Below are 18,295 nucleotides of genomic sequence, written 5' to 3'. Positions count from 1 at the left end.
CTATATCCTTCATGAGTTAATCTCCGCGTGATAAAGGACCATATGGTAATCGAGCACATCCGCAACTTTTCCATCATCGCCCACATCGACCATGGCAAGTCGACCATCGCCGACCGCCTCCTCGAATTCACCGGCACCGTATCCTCCCGTGAAAAGCAGGACCAGTTCCTGGACAAGATGGACCTGGAACGCGAACGCGGCATCACCATCAAGGCACAGACCGTCCGGCTCAACTACCGTGCCGATGACGGCAAGGATTACATTCTCAACCTGATCGACACCCCGGGCCACGTTGACTTCACCTACGAGGTCTCCCGCTCCCTGACCGCCTGCGAAGGGGGACTCCTCGTCGTGGACGCGTCGCAGGGGGTGGAGGCGCAGACGCTCGCCAACGTCTACCTGGCACTCGACGCCAACCTCGAGGTGTTCGTCGTCCTGAACAAGATCGACCTCCCCGCCGCCGAGCCGGAACGGGTGAAGGCGGAGATCGAGGAGATCATCGGACTCGACACCCACGACGCCGTGCTCGCGAGCGCCAAGGAGGGGATCGGCACCAAGGATATCCTCGAGGAGATCGTCAAGAAGATCCCGCCGCCGCAGGGTGACCCGGGCAAGCCGCTGAAGGCGCTTCTCTTCGACTCCTGGTACGACCAGTACCAAGGCGTCATCATCCTGGTGCGCATCGTGGACGGAACCCTGAAGAAGGGTGACAAGATCCAGCTCATGTCGAACCGCAAGTCCTACGAGGTGCTGAAGGCCGGCGTCTTCGCCCCGGACATGCGCGAGACCCCGGCGCTCACCGCAGGCGAGGTAGGCTTCATCATCGCGGGGATCCGCGAGGTCGCCGACGCCAAGGTAGGCGACACGGTCACCCTTTTGCACAACCCCTGCGACGCGGCACTCCCCGGCTACAAGGAAGTGAAGCCGATGGTGTTCTCGGGGCTCTACCCCATCGACACTGCCCAGTACGAGAACCTGCGCGACGCGCTCGCCAAGCTCAAGCTGAACGACTCCTCCTTCTCCTACGACCCGGAGACCTCGCTGGCACTTGGCTTCGGCTTCCGCTGCGGCTTCCTCGGTCTCTTGCACATGGAGATCATCCAGGAGCGCCTGGAGCGCGAGTTCAACCTGGAGCTCATCACCACGGCACCTACCGTCGTGTACCGCGTGCACATGACGGACGGGAGCATGATCAGCATCCAGAGTGCAAACCAGCTCCCGCCGACCCAGGAGATCGCCTACGTCGAGGAGCCCTTCATCCTCGCCTCGATCCACGTCCCGAACGAGTTCGTGGGTGGGATCCTCGCCCTTTGCGAGGAGAAGCGCGGCGTGCAGCGCGAGATCAAGTACCTGACGCCCACCCGCGTCATGGTCGTGTACGAACTGCCGCTGAACGAGGTGGTGCTCGACTTCTACGACCGCCTGAAATCGATCACCAAGGGTTACGCGTCGCTCGACTACGAGCTCCTGAACTACCGCCAGAGCGAGCTGCAGCGCCTGAACATCATGATCAACGGCGAGGTGGTGGACGCGCTCTCGCTCATCATACACAAGGACAAGGCCTACTACCGCGGCAAGGAACTCGTCTCCAAGATGAAGGAACTGATCCCGCGCCAGATGTTCGAGATTGCCATCCAGGCCGCGGTCGGGACCAAGGTCATCGCCCGCGAGACGGTCAAGGCGATGAGAAAGGACGTTCTCGCCAAGTGCTACGGCGGCGACATCACGAGGAAGCGGAAACTTTTGGAGAAGCAGAAGGAAGGCAAGAAGCGCATGAAGAACGTCGGGAACGTGGAGCTGCCGCAAGAGGCGTTCCTCGCCATCCTGAAAGTCGAAGGGTAGCCACGAAGAGGACGTTTTACGCCCTCCCATCATCCAAAAAGGAAGCAACAGCACATGGAAGATTACAAGAACGTCTGCGAAGAAAAGCCCGCCGAGCCTGCAGCGAAACCGACCAAACCCGTCAAGGCGAAACACATCGTCCGCGAGTATGCCGAATCAATCATCATCGCGATCCTTCTCGCCCTGGTGATCCGCACATTCATCGTGCAGGCGTTTAAGATCCCCTCCGGTTCCATGGAGGACACCCTCGCCATCGGCGACCACCTGCTGGTCAACAAGTTCATCTACGGCACCAAGATCCCCTTCACCGACACGGAGATCCTCAAGCTGCGCGATCCGAAGCAGGGTGACGTCATCGTGTTCCAGTACCCTGAGGACCCGTCCAAGGACTTCATCAAGCGCGTCATCGGCGTTCCGGGCGACGTGGTCGAGGTGAAGAACAAGCGGGTCTACGTGAACGGGAAGCTTTACGCCAACCCGCACGAGGTGCACAAGGAGGCGGACCTGATCCCGAAGGAGATGAACCCGAGGGACTTCAAGGACCCGGTCACGGTCCCCCCCAACTCCTATTTCGTCATGGGCGACAACCGCGACCGTTCCTACGACAGCCGCTTCTGGGGCTTCGTGACCAGGGAGAAGATCAAGGGGCTTGCCTTCATCAAGTACTGGTCCTGGGACAGCGAGAAGATGCGCCCGCGCCTGGGGGCGATCGGCAAACTCATAAACTAAAACACGTTCAACGTTCAGCGTTCAACGTTCGCAGCCTCAACTCAAAAAGGGCCCTCTGCATTTCGGGGGGCCCTTTATTGTTCTTCGGGAATTAGATGCCGGAACACCGGGTAGAGAGAATGTTGACGTCACGACATATCATCCCTGCTTCGAAGCAACAAAAAAGCCCCTGCGCGCTAGCGTCAGGGGCTTTTGAGTTGTTAACGTCGAACGTTGAACGTTGAACGTCCGTTAGGTTTTAAGCCAGGTCCTGTGCACCCTTGTAGATGATGTCGAACAGTTCCGGGATGTCCTCCTCGGCGATGCAGGAGAAGGCGATACGAAGGTCGGTCTTGGTGGTGGAGATGGCGCCGACGCCGTATTTCTCGAGGAGGTGCACGCGCAGCTTCTCGGAATCCACGTTCTTAAGCTTCAGACACATGAAGTAGCCGGAGTTGAACGGGTAGTAATCCCAGGCGCTGTCGTACTTGCCGCTGTTGAGGACTTCCTTGGTTTTGAGCGCACGCCCCTTCATGATCTCGAACTTCTCCTCTTTCTGCTTGAGGAAGTCCGGGGAACGCAGCGCCTCGATGACGAAGGTCTGGGACGGATGCGGGCAGTTCGAGATGCGGGCACGGATGATGCCCATCGCCTTCTTCTCGAGGGCGTTCATGACCGGTGCGTTCTCGTAGTCGTTGCCGTCGGCGAAGGTGACGAAACCGGTGCGGAAGCCCCAGACGAACTCTTCCTTAGTGGCGCCGTCGAGCTTAATTGCAAGGATGCGCGGGTGGATGTTGGCCAGCTTGCCGAAGAGCGACTCCTTCAGGCTGTCCTCGTAGAAGAGACCGAAGTAGGCGTCGTCGGTTATGGCGACCACGTTGCAGCCGGACTCGGCAACTTCCTTGATGGCGGCGACGAGGGCGTCACCTTCGGCAACGGTCGGGGTGTAGCCGCTCGGGTTGTTCGGGAAGTTAAGGAGCACGATTACCTTCCCCTTCTCCTCGGCCGAGTTTTTCAAGACGGCCTTGAAGGCGTCGACGTCGTAGCCGCCCGCCGCAGTAAAGGTCGGGTACTTCTTGACGATGGCGCCGGAGCAGGTGCCGAAGGTCAGGTTGTAGTTGCCCCAGAGCATGTCCGGAAGGATCAGGTGGTCACCCTTGTCGACGAACATGTCGGCGACGATGGAGAGGCCGTGGGTGAGCGCGTTGGTTACGATCGGGTTGCTGAAGTGCTTGCCGACCTGGCTCGGATTCTCGCGCAGCATCTTCTCGCGCCACAGGGAGCGCAGCTCGGGTTTGCCTGCCGGCGGAGCGTACGGGAAGATGTCCTTCGGATCGAAGGAGGTCAGCTTGTCCTGGATGCAGGAAAGGTACATCGGGCCGCCGTTCTCGGTGGCGATGCCGATAGTGGCATTGAATTTGTGGGCTTTATCCTTGGCTTCAGCCGACTGGGTAAGGATTCCCTTGGGGAAGAAGAGGTTCTTGCCGAGATCGGACAGCATCTCCAGTACATGGGGGCTGTGCTGGGCCAGAGACTCGTTTAACTCCGCGGCTAATGGATTCATCAAATTCCTCCTGAAGCTTAGTGTGATATCGCCCGGGGGCATGACCGTGGGTCGGGCGGTCATAGACTCGCCATTAAAACCCGACGCCAGGCGGTTGTCAACGCTTAATGTGAAGGTGCAGGGCAGACGATTTCATTTTATGTGGACGGCAGCGAAACTGGCCCGTTTGCCCGTGCAGCACGCTTCCTTGCCGGCATCTCCCTCACCCCTACCCCTCTCCCGGAGGGCGAAGGGACCGCTACTACCGGTTCAGCAGCATCTCCATCAGTTTGTAGCCGGGGTCGACCTTGATGCCGGTCGCGGTGGCGGATACCTCGTCGTACCCGGCAACATTCCCCTTCTCCTGATCTTCACCGGCATAGATCACGAAGGGAACCGCCTCACCGGTATGGGTCATGAGGGCGACCGGCGTGGGATGGTCGGGGGCGCAAAGGATGCGGTACGCGCCGTACTGCTTAATCCCTTCGAGCACCGGGCCGACGATCTTCTCGTCGAAGAGTTCGATCGCCTTGATCTTGTCTTCCAGCTTGCCGGAGTGCGACGCCTCGTCGGGCGCCTCTACATGCACGAACACGAAGTCACGCTCCTTGAGCGCCTCGACCGCGGCCTGGGCCTTGCCGTCGAAGTTGGTGTCCAGGTAGCCGGTCGCACCGGGGACGTTGATGATGTCGAGGCCTGCGTAGACGCCGATTCCCTTGATGAGATCGACTGCCGAGATCACCGCGCCTGAGAGGCCGAAGCGGGTGGTGAACTTATCCATGGCGGGTGCCTTGCCGTGCCCCCAAAGCCAGATCGAGTTGGCGGGAGTCTCACCCTTCTCGGCGCGGCGCTTGTATTGCGGGTGGTTGTGGAAGACCAGCTGAGCGGCGTTCATCAGGTAGATGAGGCGGTCGCTCCCCTCTCCCACCGGCATGTAACTGGTTATGTCCTGACCGGAGATATCGTGCGGCGGGGTCATCTTGATCTGGGTCTTGCCGCCATGCCATACCATGAGGTGGCGGTAGCTTACGCCGGGGTGGAAGGAGAATTCCTCGCTGCCGAGATGGCGCTGCAACTCCTCCACCAGTTCGCGGCCGTCCGCGGTGGAGATATGCCCGGCCGAATAATCTTCCATGATCAGCTTGCCGCCGCGCGGCTCCAGGTGCACGAGATTTAAGCGGAAGGCGACGTCGTCCGGCCCGAGGGATACACCCATGCTTGCCGCCTCGAGGGGGGAGCGGCCGGTGTAGCAGTCAACCGGGTTGTAGCCGAACATGGCGAGGTTCGCCACGTCGGAGCCGGGGGGGTAGCCTTCAGGCACCGTTTGCGCGAGCCCGAGCGTTCCCCTCTTGGCCATGAAATCCATGTTGGGCGTTTTTGCCGCCTGCAGCGGCGTTTTTCCATTCAGTGCACCGACCGGGTGATCCGACATCCCGTCGCCAAGCAATATCACGTACTTCATAGCATCCATCCTTATAAGTGATTGGTGTTAACTGAAACACTTCTTTAACGCAAAGACGCGAAGCCGCAAAGGCGCAAAGGTTGAAACCGGAAAAGGTGTAACTCCGGAGGTCTCTTTGCGTCTCCGCGCCTTTGCGCCTTTGCGTTGAGTCTTTTATTCATCCCCTGGGGTGCACCTTTTCGTGCAGTCGCTTGAGCCTTTCCCGGGTCACGTGGGTGTAGATCTGGGTGCTCGAGAGGTCGGCGTGGCCGAGCATGATCTGCACGCTCCTCAGATCCGCACCGTTCTCCAAAAGGTGCGTCGCGAAGGAGTGCCGCAGGGTGTGCGGCGAGATACCGCTTCTCACCCCGGACTGAAGCGCCCTCTTCTTGATGATGTTCCAGAAGGCCTGCCGGGTCATCCCCTCGCCCAGACGGCTTATGAAAAGAAGCGGTGAGCTCTTCTCCTTCAAAAGCTCCTGACGTGCCTGGCCGAGGTACTCGCGCACATGACGGCACGCGCTCTCCCCCATCGGCACCAGACGCTCCTTGTCACCCTTACCTATCGTCATCAGGTAACCGGCGGAGATGTTGACGTCGCTCGCCTTGAGGCCCACCAGCTCGGAAACCCTGAGCCCGGTCGCGTAGAGAAGCTCCAGCATCGCCTTGTCGCGCAGTTCGATGGCGCCGGTATCGAGGGGCGCGGCGAGTAGCGCCTCCACCTCGCGTGGGCTTAAGACCGCCGGGAGCTTCTTCACCCCCTTGGGGGCCTCGATGATGGCGGTCGGGTTCGTCTCGCAGTAACCTTCGCGGACCAGGAAGCGGTGCAGCATTCTGAGCGCAGAAAGCGCCCTCGCCCGGCTTCGCGGCGCGATCCCCTCCCCTTTGAGCCTCGTTAAGTACCCGGTCACGTCGCTTGGGCGGATGTCTCCGGGTTCCCGGTTCCCCAGGTGGGCAAGGTAGCGCGTGAGGTCGCGGCTGTAGGCCGCCACCGTGTTCGCCGCCGCCCCCTTCTCCACCAGGAGGTAGTGCAGGAAGAGGTCGAGGTAGCTGTCCACTAGCCGTCAACCGCCTCGAGGAGCTCCTTGCGGATCTCCTCGAGCTTGCCGGGATCCGAGATCTTGTGGCCGAAGATGTCCTTCACGTAGAAGACGTCTGCGACCTGGTCCACCTTGGTGGAGATCTTGGAGACGCCTATGTAGAGCCCTAGCCGCGTCAGCGTACTGGTGATGCTGTACAAAAGCCCCACTTTATCGTGGGCGTAGATGTCGATGACCGTGTAATCGGAGGAGACCTCGTTGTCGATCTCCACGCGCGCCGGCACGGTCGGCTTCGCCTTCTCGGTGAGGATGCTCGGGCGGTGCCTTTTCGCCACCAGTTGCCCTACCCGGACCTTTCCTTCCAGCACCTGCCGCAGATCGGATTCGAATCGGGCCCAGCGGTTCTCTTCGGTGATCACGAAACCCTGCGGCGAATTGACCTGCAGGATATCCAGCGCCTTCTCGTTCCTGTTAGTGTGGATCTGCGCGCCTAAGATGTTCATGCCGTTGGCCGCCATCACCCCGGTGATCATAGAGAAGAGACCGGGAACGTCGTAGGTGCAGATCGTGCAATTGGTGAATCCCTTATCCACCTCGTGGGACACCTGCAGCACCAGTTGCGTCTTGGGCATCTCCAGCAGGATGCGCACATGCCCCGCGATGAGCTCGGGGGCGTAAGAGAGAAGATGCCTCGTGGAGAGCGCCTGCAGCTCGTCCTTGATGAACTGCCCCGGATAGTCGTCGGCAAGAAGATCGAAGATGGTCCGCTTGACGCGGCGCACACGCTCCCCGGACGCCTCCAGTTTGAAGTCCCCGCGCTCCAGCACAGTGAACGCCTTCTCGTAGAGTTCCTGCAGCAAAAGCGCCTTCCACTCGGTCCATACCTCCGGCCCCACGGCCTTTATGTCGGCGTAGGTGAGGAGGTAGAGCATCTTCAGGTTCTCGCTCTTTTCCATCTGGCGCGCGAACTGGATGATCATGCGCTCGTCGTGCAGGTCGCGGCGCTGGGCGATGTGGGCCAAAAGGAGATGCTGGCGCACGAGGAACTGCAGCCTTTCGGAATCTTCCTTGATGAGCCCCATGCGCCGGGCGATGGTCTTCGTGAGTTCGGCACCGATCTCCGCATGCCCCCCCCCTCCCCCTTTCCCGATGTCGTGGAACAAGACGGCGAGGAGCAAAAGCCAGCGCTTGTCGACCTCCATGGCGAGTTGGGTCAGAAGCGGCAGGGTTTCCTTGTGCTCGCCGCGCCACAGCTTCGCGATCTCCTCGACGGCGAAGAGGGTGTGGGTGTCGACCGTATAGATGTGGTAGACGTCGTGCTGCACCTTGCAGTAGATGCGCTCAAACTCAGGGATGAAACGGTTCAGAAAGCCCAGGTGGTGCATCTGCTGCAGGGTGTCGTAGAGCTTCTTCTCGGACTGCAGGATGTTTATGAAGGAGGCATTCGCCTCTTTGGATCGGCGGAACTTGTCGTTGACGAGGTCGAGGTTGTTCCGGATCAGGGTCTTCGTGGCGAGTCCGAGGGCCACCCCCTGCCTCTGGGCATGCTCGAAGATCTTGATGAGACGGACCGGATCCTTTTCGATCACGCTCTCGTCGGGGACCACGAGTTCCCCCTTAACGACGTAGAACCCGTCTCCGATGGGACGGCGCGTGAAGTAGCCGAGGATCTTGCGGGTGGAGTCGTCGCGCTGGCTGCACTTGGTGATGAGAAGCGAGCTGAAGTGTTCGACGCGGTTCGCGTGGAGGTAGAAGTCCTGCATGAACTGTTCTACGGCGAGGGTCTTTTCTCGGTCCTCATAGCCGAAGAATCGGGCGATGGAGATCTGCGCCTCGAAGGTCAACTGGTCGTTTTTGCGGCCGGCCAGGTAATGGAGTTCGTTTCTGATGCGCCAGAGGTAGGAGAGCGAGCTGTAGTACATGCCGATCTCCTCCTCGGAGAGGACACCCTTCATAACCAGCTCGCGCGGCTCGTCCACCTTGTACTTGATCTTGGCGACCCACATCGCGGTGTGCAGGTCCCTGAGGCACCCCTCACCTTCCTTGATGTTGGGTTCGAGGATATAGACGCTGGAGCCGTACTTCTCACGCCGCTTCCTCAACTCCTCCAGCTTCTCGCCGATGAAGGCGTCGCTTCTCTTGGCGAGCACCTGGGTGACCATCATCTTCTTCAGCTCGCCGAAGAGGTGCTCGCTGCCGGTGAGAAGGCGCGCGTCGAGAAGCGCCGTCTTCACCGTGATGTCGTTATTCGCCATCTCCACGCAGTCGGTTATGGTGCGCACCGAATAGCCGACGTCCAGGCGCAGGTCCCACAGGAAGTAAAGCAGGCGGTTCGCCGCCTCCTCGACCACCTTGGACTCCTTCCCGCTGTAAAGAAAGAGGAGGTCGAGGTCGGAGTACGGATTCAGTTCGCGCCGGCCGTACCCCCCAACCGCGACGAGCGCCAGCTGCCCGCTTTTATGCATCTGCAGGTCGTCTGAGAGCGCGGTGAAAAGCCGCGTCACAAGGGCGTCGGTCATCGCCGTTATCGACTGCACCACGGAGATGCCGTCCTCACCCTCCCGGTGCGAACGCTTGGACTCCTCCCGGAAATGCTCCAGAAATTCGCGCGCAGCCGCGAGGTAGGCGCCGCGCTTCTCCTCGAAGCTCTTGCCGTCTCCCTTCATCGACTCCGAGAGGTATGCGTTTATGTTGAGGCGCATCACTCTTCCTTGGCGATGCGGACCACTTGCAGGACGCCGGGAAACGCCTGGATATCCGCTTCGGGGATATTCTCGGTGTCGCCGATGACGCCTATGATGACCCGGTTTGCTCCGGTGGACTGGTGGATGTCGAAACCGCGTTCGATGAGGTACGACTTGATCTCTTCCTGGGCCTTTTCGTCGGCCGTCTTGCGCATTACGATCAGCACCTGCAAACCTCCTTTAGTGTTCGCCCCGGGTCATGATCCTTTCAAGGCGCCGCGATTCGTCGATCACCCTCTCGAAGAGACGCACGATGGCCTGATCATCCAGCGGCCCCTCGTTCTCCGCCGTCATGCGAGCGAAGATCCGCTTCTCTCTGGCAGGGTCGTAGACCGGCAGATCGAGCCCCTTCTTGATCTCCCCTATCTGCAGGGCAAGTGAGGCACGCTCGTTGAAGATGCGCAAAAGGTCGCTGTCCAGCCGGTCAATCCGATCCCTGATGTCGTCTATGCTCATGGAGCCCTCAGAACTTCTTCTTTATGTGGGTGTCGCATTTCCAGTTCACGTCGTCGACGCCCGGATAGTCGATGTTGTAGTTCAAGCCGCGCGACTCCTTCCTCATCTGCGCGCAGGCGACGATCAACTGGGCGACGGTGGCGATGTTCCTAAGCTCGATGAGATCGGAGGTGACGATGAAGTTCCAGTAGTACTCCTCGATCTCGTCCTGGATGAGCTCGATGCGGCGCATGGCGCGCGCCAGACGCTTGTCGCTTCTCACGATGCCGACGTAATTCCACATGAAGCGGCGGATCTCGTCCCAGTTTTGGGAGACCACCACCATCTCGTCGGAGTTGGTCGCGGTACCGGCGTCCCACTCGGGGATCTGGGGGAAGCTGAACTCGCCGTCTTTCAGGACCTGCACCGCGTGCTTGTAGGCGCGCCCCGCGTATACCGCGGCCTCGAGAAGCGAGTTGCTCGCCAGGCGGTTGCCACCGTGCAGGCCGGTGAAGGCGACCTCGCCGATGGCATAGAGGTGCTTTATGTCGGTCTCGGCGTTCTTGTCTACCGCTACGCCGCCGCAGAGGTAATGCGCCGCCGGCACGACCGGGATCATCTCCTTCGTCATGTCGATGCCGTACTCGAGACAGGTCTGGTAGATGTTCGGGAAACGGGAGGTGATGTACTCGGCGCCGCGGTGCGTGATGTCGAGGTAGACGCAGTCGTCGCCGTAGGTCTTCATCTCGTTGTCTATGGCGCGGGCCACGATGTCGCGCGGGGCGAGGTCTTTTAGGTGGTGGTACTTCTCCATGAAGGCGGTGCCGTCACGGCGCTTGAGGATAGCACCCTCGCCGCGCACCGCCTCGGAGATGAGGAAGGAACGGGCGTTCGGGTGGTAGAGCGTGGTCGGATGGAACTGCATGAATTCCATGTTGGCGATGGTCGCCCCGGCGCGGTAGGCCATGGCGACGCCGTCGCCGGTGGCGACGTCGGGGTTGCAGGTATAGAGGTAGACCTTGCCCGCGCCGCCGGAGGCAAGAAGCGTGATGCGCGCCGTGAAGGTGCGTACCTCACCGCTCTTTCTGTCGAGCACGTGTGCGCCCAGGCAGCGGTTTTCCTCGAGGTTCTTCTTGAGTACCTTCGCCTCGGTGACGAGATCGATGGCGATGTGGTCCTCGTAGATGGTGATGTTGTCGTGCTTCAAAACCGCCTGCACCAGGGCGCGCTCGATCTCGCGGCCGGTGATGTCCTCGGCGTGCAGGATGCGCCGCGCGCTGTGGCCACCCTCACGGGTCAGGTCGTAGGCGTCGCCGCTCTTGGTGAACTGCACTCCCCACTCGATCAGGTTGCGGATCACCTGCGGCCCTTCCTCGACCACCATGCGCACCACGTCCTCGTGACAGACACCGGCACCGGCGACTAGCGTGTCCTGCACGTGGGCGTCGAAGGTGTCCTCCTCCGAGGATACGGTGGCAATGCCCCCCTGGGCGTAGTTGGTGGCGGATTCGGAAATGTCCTTCTTGGTAACCAGGGCGACCCTGCCGTGAGCGGCCGCCTGCAGCGCGAAGGAAAGCCCCGCGATGCCACTGCCAATCACAAGAAAATCAGTTTTCTCTTTCATTACTCCCCCCATAAGCTGGATTGGGCCCACATCAGGCCCGAAGTATGAAACGAAGCCGTGCAGCAGTCGCGAGTACGAAAAGGAAAAGCTTTAGGGGGTCTGGGAGGCAACGTTGGGCCTGTGCCCTCAAAGGAGATCGCTTCGGGTGCGTCGCGGATACCTTGCGTTCTTCGCATGAACCGGTACTGGAAAACCCGCAAATTATTGATCCCCCCAAGATTTTTGTCAAGACTTTTGACAGGTTATGCGTCTCTAAGGATGTATTAGACCTTGAATTATCATGCTTATTAGTCTATATATTTCGGTGGCATAATTTTCTTTCCCATTAAAAAAGGAAGCACATGCTCCATTTGTCACACCGAATTGCAGTGACGGCCGCCATGATGACGGCAGCCCTGTCGCTCACCCTATCGACGCCGGTCCGCGCCGACATATACAAGTACGAGGCTCCCGACGGTACCGTCCACTTCACCGACGCTCCCACCGACAAGCGCTTCAAGATCTTCATGCGGGACATCAAGAAGGACAAGAAGCTGCGGACCGCCTTCAAACTCCCCGGGTACGCAAGGAATCCGGCCGAGTTCGAGCCGATCATCAACTCCTGCTCGCGCGAGTACGGCGTAGACAGTTCGCTCATCAAGGCGGTGATCCACGCCGAGAGCGGCTACAATCCGACCGCGGTCTCCTCCAAGGGAGCCCAAGGGCTGATGCAGCTCATGCCGAAGACCGCCCAGGGGCTCAAGGTGGCCGATTCCTTCAACCCCCAGGACAACATCCGCGGCGGGGTGCGCTATCTCAGGTTCCTTCTGGACACCTTCAAGGGGAACGAATCGCTAGCCGTCGCCGCCTACAACTGCGGCCTCAACAACGTGGCGAAGTACGGCGGCATCCCCCCCTATCCCGAGACCCAGACCTACGTGGCCAAGGTACTCAGTTACCGCAACAACTACCGATAGCGCAAAGGCAGACACCGCATGCCCTCTACCCCAGCCCAGATCATGAACCTCCCGAACATCCTCACCATGGTGCGCATCGCGGCCATTCCGCTTCTGTGCGTCCTGCTGCTTTCGCCCGAGCGGGAAAGCGGCTTCTGGGCCGCGGCCCTCTTCGCCGCCGCCTCGGTGACCGACTGGCTGGATGGCTACCTCGCCAGGAAGATGCAGATCGTCACCGTGTTCGGAAAGTTCCTCGACCCGATCGCCGACAAGCTGATCGTCATGGCCGCGCTCATCATGATCCTTCCCTTCGACCGGGTTCCCGCGTGGATGGTGCTCGTGATCCTCGGGCGCGAGATGATCATCACGGGGCTGCGCGGCATAGCATCCACCGAGGGGATCGTGATCGCCGCCAGCAACCTCGGTAAGTTCAAGACCATCTTCCAACTGGTCGCCATAATCGGACTCTTGCTGCACTACGACTACCACTGGTTCTTCGGTATCGATCATCCGCTGCTCGTTGTGAACATGCACAACGTCGGCATGTTCTATCTCTGGATCGCGACCGTGATAACCATCTGGAGCGGCGTGGATTACCTTTACAAATTCGTTCGGGTCATCGTCAAATAAAAATTTCCCATTGACACCGAGAAGTGAATCGGGTTATATACGGGTTCCTTCGATGCACAAGGCGGCATGGCCAAGTGGTAAGGCAAAGGACTGCAAATCCTTCATTCATCGGTTCAAATCCGATTGCCGCCTCCAATAAAAACAAGGGCTTACGATTTCAGGTCGTAAGCCCTTTTTTTTATCGCTGTAATAATCGCTGTAATAAATTTTCAGCCAACCATCGCTGCAATAACTTTGCAACCCCTCGGCCGCCCCGTGGCGAGGCGGGAACCGGCACGCCCCCCCTCCATCGAGGCATCAGTGGACGACACGGCATCCTTGTCATGCCGTAATAGGTGCCGTAATAACCGGACCATATGCCGTAAAAAAAGACCCGGCACCACTTCAAAGTGGCCGGGTCTTTTTGCGCCTGATGCCTTCACTTTCTGGTACCGCTACGCCGCTTCCCTCCACTCGTCGGTCCACTGGCGTTTACTGTCGTCCATACTGACGAAGAGGGAGCCAACCTTGCCCGCTTCCTTGCGTGCCGCGTCGGTCCTTTTGTAGTCGTCGATCTTCTTGCCGCGCGCGACGATCTCGCGGAAGAGCAACTCGTTCTGTTTGCTCATCGGCACCCGCCCGTTCTCCCACTTGGAGACCTGCGACTTGTCGCAGTGCAGGTTGTCGGCGAAATCGGCACCAGACCAACCGAGGGACTTCCTTAGGAATACGATCTCTTCCGGAGTGAGCCGTTCTTCCTTCTTCACCAGGGCATGGGCGATGCAGTCGTGCAGGGCCTCCATCCTGGGTATCTTAGGCACCAGCGCACCGCACTCCGGGCAACTCCTCACCGTGATCCCTGTAAGAACCACGTTACCGAGGCCGCATTCGCGGTAGTGGTAGTTCTGCACCTTTTCCACCAACTCGGCTCGCTCGCAAACCGGGCATCTCATTTCAGCATCCTCCATGCGGTTACGATCATCAATTCCGTCTCGTCCTCGAACCGGACCACCACCGTCATCTTCCCGGTGTGCACCCGGTAGCGCCACTCCCCGTTTTCGTACTCCGCCTCCTCGATGGTCCCGCCGCGCAGTACATTCAGGCAATCCAGGGTGGACATGCCGTGCTTTTCCAGCCGCTCCAGCGCGTGGGGTTGAGCAAAGGAGACATCCCCGTCTTTCAAGATGGACCGGATCAGTTTCTTCGTCTCGGTTCGCTTCAACGGTTCGTTAAGCATACTATACACCTTTAGGGGTTGGGTTCAAAACAAAAGTTGTGTTCAACACAACTTTATGAGAGGGCGACAGAGAGATGGTACAACGAGAGGTGGTACACCTTATAGGAAAAAATATTGCGAAGCAAGGGGGGGCTTGGTCAGGTCATCTCTTCCCACGGAAGCCGTCGACGGTAACGCCCGCCTCCAGCGTCACACCTCCCCTACCCTCCCGGGCGGCCTCCTGCTCCCTCTTTCTCTCCCGCTCCCTGACCCACTCCTCAACCTCCGCCAAGTGCCACCCGACCGATCCTGTTCCTATCCTTACCCGCGCCGGAAACCGCCCCGCCCTCTCCAGTCTCCACTGCGTCGTATGGCTCATCCCGATCAGCTCCAACAACTGTCTGCGCCTGATCAATTTGTCGCTCTCCACGCGAGACCTCCTCCCTGGTAAACGAACGCCATATATTCCTTGCCTGCAGCACAGCATGGACTTGCCCATCAGAACAAGTCCTCCTTCTTGGGCGAAGGGTTGTAGGTGAACCCGCTTATTTGGGGGGTGTCTTTTGTTTCCGGTGCGTTCTTTCCAGTGTTTGCCGTTTTGTGTGTCTCGGAAAGCTCATTGGTAGGCTGCTTCTGATGGCGGCTGGACGGAGCCAGGATCAGGCGGTTCGTGTAACCGCAGAATGCGGAATAACCGAAAGCCACCTTTCCCTCCTCATGCAGGGTTTCCCATATTGCCCTGACCGGCCACCCGTCGTTGAGCGCCTGTATGATGTCGGGACGCAAAGTCAGGAAAACGGCTCGGTTCTGTTTTTTATTGGAGAGAATCGGCTTTTTATCGACACACCTGGCCGCTATACGTTCAGAAAGAGTTTTCATCTGTCTGCCCACCCCATTTTGCCCATCGGAATTTACAGCTCTTTAATCGCTACGCTGTCGCCTTTGTAACAGCCACGCTACCGCTACGCCACTGCTACGTTACCGCTACGTACCGCTACTTTAACCCGGCATCGAAATTCTATCGCTGATCTTTCATAATTTTTGCATAATTTAATTCAATACCACTAATTCCATGTAACGTTGCGGTAAAATTGTGATGGTCTAAAAACCGTATCGGAATAATCGCTGTCCGGAGCGGGGCAGGATATGTGAAGTTAGTTAACCGGCAAGCCGGTTAACTATCTTCACTTCCCCTTATTCGCACTTCGTGCTCAACGGGTATCCTGCTCTGCGAGGCTGGACGGCTGACGCCGTCGCCCACCTTGAAGCCGTACTCCTCAAAGAGGCCATCATGGCTGAAAAGAACACACCCCGTGCGCAACAACTGCACGTCCCGGTGCGACCGGACGAGAAAGCCGCTATCGAGAAGTTGGCGGCGACCACCGGCCTACCTGTCGCCGCCTATCTGCGGAACGTGGGATTGGGGTACCAGGTGCATAACATCCTGGACCGTGACCGAGTTGACGAGTTAGCACGTATCAACGGAGACCTCGGCCGCCTGGGCGGCCTCCTAAAGCTATGGCTTACCGACGCCCCGCACACGGCGCAGTACGACGAGAGACTCATTCTCGCCCTCCTTTCTAAAATCGAGAACACACAGGACAAGATGCAGGAAATCATGCGCACCGTGGTTATACCAAAGGCCTTGCGGTGAACCTCAACTTTTAGCCGCTAAAAAACCTGCGTTCCTGGAGGCCGTGGCATGATCGCCAAGAAGGTACCAATGAGGTCCGTGGGCAGGAGCGATTACGGTGGTTTGGTGAAGTATCTAACCGATAGACAAGGAAAGCATCACCGTCTCGGCTCTGTGGCAGTCAGCAACTGTCAATCTGAAGAGTGGCAGGTCGCCATCCTCGAAGTCCTCAACACCCAGGCTCGCAATACACGTGCGGTATCAGACAAAACCTATCACTTGATAGTTAGTTTTCGTGCAGGGGAGGAACCGGTTGACGCCACTTTGAAAGCGATCGAGGAGAGGATCTGCAACGAGTTAGGTTACAGCGAGCATCAGCGGGTCTGTGTGGTCCACAACGACACGGACAATCTGCACTTTCACATCGCGATTAACAAGATTCACCCGACACGCCACACCATTCACGATCCTTACTATGATCACACAACCCTGGGGAAACTCTGCCAAAAACTCGAACAGCAATACGGTCTCCAACCAGACAACCACCAGGTGTTGAGGAGTGGAAGCGAGAACCGTGCTGCTGACATGGAGCACCATGCCGGAGTGCAAAGCCTGTTGGGGTGGATCCAGCGCGAGTGTGTCGAAGAGATGCTTCTAGCCACAAGTTGGGCCGAGTTGCACGCCCTGCTGGCCAACAGCGGGTTGAAAATTGAGGGAAGAGGCAACGGTCTCGTCATCACGGACGGTGACAGCCTTGGCGTCAAGGCCAGTTCGGTTTCAAGGGAACTGTCGAAAAGCAAGCTGGAGAAACGACTGGGGGCTTTTGAGCCGCTCGACGAGGTGGATGCCATACGGGTCATGCAGGCACGTCTGACTAAACAAGCCGGTGGGAAAAGGCCTGGGGTGGCCGATGACCTGGCCGCCGCCGTCGTACATGCAGCGAAACTGCGCCTGGTGCTATCCCCGCCGACCGACAAAATAGGCGCTATGCCCCCGCCACTTAGACAAAACTTCCTGCAGAACCTCTCACATCTGGAAGCCGTAAAAACAAGCGGCAGGCATTACCAAGCGCAGCCGATGCATTCACGGCTGGATACCGCCAAGCTGTACGCGAAGTTTCGCGACGACCAACAAGTAGCCGCGACAGCGCGGGCGGCCGAAAAGACCAAAATAGCGAAGCGCAAAGAGTACCTGGTCGACTCGGCCAAACGAATAGCAAAGCTAAAGCGGGATAATATCAAGGCGGTGAAAGCGAACGGAGCGATTAAACGAGTCCTCTATGGCGTGATCAACAACACATTGCGAGAGGAAATCCGAAGGATCAAAAAGCAATGCACAGCCGAGCGCTTGGCCGTCGATGGCAGATCCCCATGGCGTTCATGGGCCGACTGGTTGAGGGCGAAGGCCGTCGAGGGGGACCCGGAGGCCCTAGCCGCTTTGCGGGCCCGCGATGCGGCAACCGGCCTGAAAGGAAACACCGTAACCGGCAAGGGTGGCCGGAAGAATGCACCGACAGTGGCAGAACGGGACGGCATCACCAAAAAAGGAACGGTCATCTATCACGTCGGCTCGACCGTGGTACGCGATGACGGGGACAGGCTTCAAATTTCGAGGGGGTACACAATAGAGGGGCTGCAGGACGCCCTACTCTTGGCTTCGGAAAAGTATGGCAGTTGCATCGCAGTCAACGGTACCGAAGCCTTCAAGGAACAGGTCGTCCGGGTGGCGGCCGTCGGCAGATTGCCCATCACCTTTGACGATGCCGGATTGGAGCGCCACCGCCAGGAGTTGCTGGAGTCCGGAATCCTTGTGGAGAAAGCAAGTGGACACGCAGCCCGCTACGGCAAGCCCAAGGTCGAAGGCATTGGACGGAAACCGCCGCCCCAAGGCCAGAACCGTCTGCGAGAACTGTCAGAACTCGGTGTGCTTCAGTTGGCCGACAGGGGTCAGGTGCTACGGCCGCATGATGTCCCTGATCGTTTGGAGCGGCAAGGAGCCAAACCGGATTACCGCGTGCAAAGGGGTATTTCTAGACAAGGAGAGATGACAGCAGGCCAGGCCGCCGCTGAGAAATACATTGCCGAACGCGAGACCATTCGGCTGAAAGCCTCAGACGTACCGAAACACCACCGCTACGACCCAGCAGACAGAGGCTCCGCCGTCTTCGCGGGGATGTGCAAGGTGGAAGGAGAGCTCCTGGTGCTTCTCAAAAGGAACGAGGAGATAATGGTTCTGCCCGTCGCCCCCGAAAACGCCTTGCGGCTCAAGCGCGTGCACATAGGGGAAACCGTCACCGTGTCAGCAAATGGTTCAATTACACGAAATAGGGGGCGCAGTGGAACCGAAGGGGCAGACGGGGGCCAGAAAACGAAAGGCCGCACCCCAAGGATCTGATCAAGGCACCAGAGTGGCCCCGTGAAGATTAGATTTTCAAAAACGGCATACAACAGGCATTCCCGCTACCCCCTATAGGGAGATATGGGCGCAGAGAAGATCGACACCGAAAAGAGGCTTGTAGTTCCTCGC

The 18,295-nt window shown here is 58.9% G+C and carries 17 protein-coding genes and 1 tRNA gene; 7 read left to right on the top strand and 11 right to left on the bottom strand.

Features of this window, described 5'->3' with window-relative positions:
- Positions 1 to 42: 42 nt before the first annotated feature.
- Entirely contained in the window at positions 43 to 1,842 is a 1,800-nt protein-coding gene (lepA, locus tag E8K79_RS00140) for a translation elongation factor 4 (protein ID WP_135870460.1), read from the top strand.
- A gap of 54 nt (positions 1,843 to 1,896) precedes the next feature.
- A complete protein-coding gene (lepB, locus tag E8K79_RS00135) occupies positions 1,897 to 2,571 on the top strand; it encodes a signal peptidase I (RefSeq protein WP_136512936.1) in 675 nt (224 codons plus the stop codon).
- 238 nt (positions 2,572 to 2,809) lie between these two features.
- Here lepB and E8K79_RS00130 read toward each other — a convergent pair whose 3' ends face one another.
- The 7 genes from E8K79_RS00130 to nadB form a co-directional block, all read right to left on the bottom strand.
- A complete protein-coding gene (locus E8K79_RS00130; RefSeq protein WP_136512935.1) occupies positions 2,810 to 4,114 on the bottom strand; it encodes an aminotransferase class I/II-fold pyridoxal phosphate-dependent enzyme in 1,305 nt (434 codons plus the stop codon).
- Between the two features lie 241 nt (positions 4,115 to 4,355).
- A complete protein-coding gene (locus tag E8K79_RS00125; RefSeq protein WP_136512934.1) occupies positions 4,356 to 5,555 on the bottom strand; it encodes a cofactor-independent phosphoglycerate mutase in 1,200 nt (399 codons plus the stop codon).
- Between the two features lie 157 nt (positions 5,556 to 5,712).
- The gene (gene xerD, locus E8K79_RS00120; protein WP_136512933.1) at positions 5,713 to 6,591 is read right to left on the bottom strand and encodes a site-specific tyrosine recombinase XerD; all 879 of its coding nucleotides are present in this window, start codon (positions 6,589 to 6,591) and stop codon (positions 5,713 to 5,715) included.
- A complete protein-coding gene (glnD, locus tag E8K79_RS00115) occupies positions 6,591 to 9,275 on the bottom strand; it encodes a [protein-PII] uridylyltransferase (RefSeq protein WP_136512932.1) in 2,685 nt (894 codons plus the stop codon). Before glnD ends, xerD begins: the two co-directional genes overlap by 1 nt.
- A complete protein-coding gene (locus E8K79_RS00110) occupies positions 9,275 to 9,484 on the bottom strand; it encodes a hypothetical protein (protein ID WP_135870312.1) in 210 nt (69 codons plus the stop codon). The genes glnD and E8K79_RS00110 overlap by 1 nt, the downstream gene beginning before the upstream one ends.
- A 13-nt stretch (positions 9,485 to 9,497) precedes the next feature.
- The gene (locus E8K79_RS00105) at positions 9,498 to 9,773 is read right to left on the bottom strand and encodes a chorismate mutase (protein WP_135870313.1); all 276 of its coding nucleotides are present in this window, start codon (positions 9,771 to 9,773) and stop codon (positions 9,498 to 9,500) included.
- A gap of 7 nt (positions 9,774 to 9,780) precedes the next feature.
- Complete coding sequence (gene nadB / locus E8K79_RS00100; RefSeq protein WP_135870314.1) at positions 9,781 to 11,376, bottom strand: L-aspartate oxidase; 1,596 nt, start codon at positions 11,374 to 11,376, stop codon at positions 9,781 to 9,783.
- 380 nt (positions 11,377 to 11,756) lie between these two features.
- Between nadB and E8K79_RS00095 the strand changes: the two genes are divergently transcribed.
- The 3 genes from E8K79_RS00095 (at position 11,757) to E8K79_RS00085 (ending at position 13,076) form a co-directional block, all read left to right on the top strand.
- The gene (locus E8K79_RS00095; protein ID WP_246038061.1) at positions 11,757 to 12,332 is read left to right on the top strand and encodes a transglycosylase SLT domain-containing protein; all 576 of its coding nucleotides are present in this window, start codon (positions 11,757 to 11,759) and stop codon (positions 12,330 to 12,332) included.
- Between the two features lie 18 nt (positions 12,333 to 12,350).
- A complete protein-coding gene (gene pgsA / locus E8K79_RS00090) occupies positions 12,351 to 12,941 on the top strand; it encodes a CDP-diacylglycerol--glycerol-3-phosphate 3-phosphatidyltransferase (protein ID WP_135870316.1) in 591 nt (196 codons plus the stop codon).
- A gap of 60 nt (positions 12,942 to 13,001) precedes the next feature.
- Positions 13,002 to 13,076 (top strand) — tRNA-Cys (locus E8K79_RS00085).
- Positions 13,077 to 13,375: 299 nt separating this feature from the next.
- On the opposite strand, the gene E8K79_RS00080 is transcribed toward E8K79_RS00085, so the two are convergent.
- From E8K79_RS00080 to E8K79_RS00065, 4 genes are all read right to left on the bottom strand, one after another.
- Positions 13,376 to 13,873 carry a type II TA system antitoxin MqsA family protein gene (locus E8K79_RS00080; RefSeq protein WP_162604566.1) on the bottom strand — a complete coding sequence of 166 codons (498 nt, stop codon included), beginning with the start codon at positions 13,871 to 13,873 and terminating at the stop codon, positions 13,376 to 13,378.
- Complete coding sequence (locus E8K79_RS00075) at positions 13,870 to 14,157, bottom strand: DUF4258 domain-containing protein (protein ID WP_136512930.1); 288 nt, start codon at positions 14,155 to 14,157, stop codon at positions 13,870 to 13,872. The genes E8K79_RS00080 and E8K79_RS00075 overlap by 4 nt, the downstream gene beginning before the upstream one ends.
- 142 nt (positions 14,158 to 14,299) lie before the next feature.
- Positions 14,300 to 14,566 (bottom strand): helix-turn-helix transcriptional regulator, encoded by a 267-nt coding sequence (locus E8K79_RS00070; RefSeq protein WP_136512929.1) that lies wholly within the window; start codon positions 14,564 to 14,566, stop codon positions 14,300 to 14,302.
- Positions 14,567 to 14,634: 68 nt separating this feature from the next.
- Positions 14,635 to 15,015: a TraK family protein gene (locus E8K79_RS00065; protein WP_136512928.1), complete on the bottom strand. Its 381-nt coding sequence runs from the start codon at positions 15,013 to 15,015 to the stop codon at positions 14,635 to 14,637.
- 412 nt (positions 15,016 to 15,427) lie between these two features.
- On the opposite strand from E8K79_RS00065, the gene traJ reads away from it, so the two are divergent.
- Both traJ and traI read left to right on the top strand, forming a co-directional pair.
- On the top strand, positions 15,428 to 15,790 hold the full coding sequence (gene traJ / locus E8K79_RS00060) for a conjugal transfer transcriptional regulator TraJ (protein ID WP_136512927.1): 363 nt from the start codon (positions 15,428 to 15,430) through the stop codon (positions 15,788 to 15,790).
- A 48-nt stretch (positions 15,791 to 15,838) separates the two neighbouring features.
- Positions 15,839 to 18,163 (top strand): TraI/MobA(P) family conjugative relaxase, encoded by a 2,325-nt coding sequence (traI, locus tag E8K79_RS21035; RefSeq protein ID WP_162604565.1) that lies wholly within the window; start codon positions 15,839 to 15,841, stop codon positions 18,161 to 18,163.
- Positions 18,164 to 18,295 lie beyond the last annotated feature (132 nt).

This window comes from Geomonas edaphica (assembly GCF_004917075.1).
Taxonomy (GTDB): domain Bacteria; phylum Desulfobacterota; class Desulfuromonadia; order Geobacterales; family Geobacteraceae; genus Geomonas; species Geomonas edaphica.
The sequence above is the reverse complement of the archived record's forward strand: the minus strand, read 5'-3'. Positions and strand labels throughout refer to the sequence as shown.

What these genes read in the sequence shown, in the direction of transcription:
- E8K79_RS00065 (WP_136512928.1), bottom strand. Translation starts at nt 15,015, where the DNA reads ATGAAAACTCTTTCTGAACGTATAGCGGCCAGGTGTGTCGATAAAAAG.
- glnD (WP_136512932.1), bottom strand. Translation starts at nt 9,275, where the DNA reads ATGCGCCTCAACATAAACGCATACCTCTCGGAGTCGATGAAGGGAGAC.
- traI (WP_162604565.1), top strand. Translation starts at nt 15,839, where the DNA reads ATGATCGCCAAGAAGGTACCAATGAGGTCCGTGGGCAGGAGCGATTAC.
- E8K79_RS00080 (WP_162604566.1), bottom strand. Translation starts at nt 13,873, where the DNA reads ATGAGATGCCCGGTTTGCGAGCGAGCCGAGTTGGTGGAAAAGGTGCAG.
- lepA (WP_135870460.1), top strand. Translation starts at nt 43, where the DNA reads ATGGTAATCGAGCACATCCGCAACTTTTCCATCATCGCCCACATCGAC.
- E8K79_RS00075 (WP_136512930.1), bottom strand. Translation starts at nt 14,157, where the DNA reads ATGCTTAACGAACCGTTGAAGCGAACCGAGACGAAGAAACTGATCCGG.
- traJ (WP_136512927.1), top strand. Translation starts at nt 15,428, where the DNA reads ATGGCTGAAAAGAACACACCCCGTGCGCAACAACTGCACGTCCCGGTG.
- nadB (WP_135870314.1), bottom strand. Translation starts at nt 11,376, where the DNA reads ATGAAAGAGAAAACTGATTTTCTTGTGATTGGCAGTGGCATCGCGGGG.
- pgsA (WP_135870316.1), top strand. Translation starts at nt 12,351, where the DNA reads ATGCCCTCTACCCCAGCCCAGATCATGAACCTCCCGAACATCCTCACC.
- E8K79_RS00105 (WP_135870313.1), bottom strand. Translation starts at nt 9,773, where the DNA reads ATGAGCATAGACGACATCAGGGATCGGATTGACCGGCTGGACAGCGAC.
- E8K79_RS00125 (WP_136512934.1), bottom strand. Translation starts at nt 5,555, where the DNA reads ATGAAGTACGTGATATTGCTTGGCGACGGGATGTCGGATCACCCGGTC.
- E8K79_RS00130 (WP_136512935.1), bottom strand. Translation starts at nt 4,114, where the DNA reads ATGAATCCATTAGCCGCGGAGTTAAACGAGTCTCTGGCCCAGCACAGC.
- lepB (WP_136512936.1), top strand. Translation starts at nt 1,897, where the DNA reads ATGGAAGATTACAAGAACGTCTGCGAAGAAAAGCCCGCCGAGCCTGCA.
- E8K79_RS00095 (WP_246038061.1), top strand. Translation starts at nt 11,757, where the DNA reads ATGATGACGGCAGCCCTGTCGCTCACCCTATCGACGCCGGTCCGCGCC.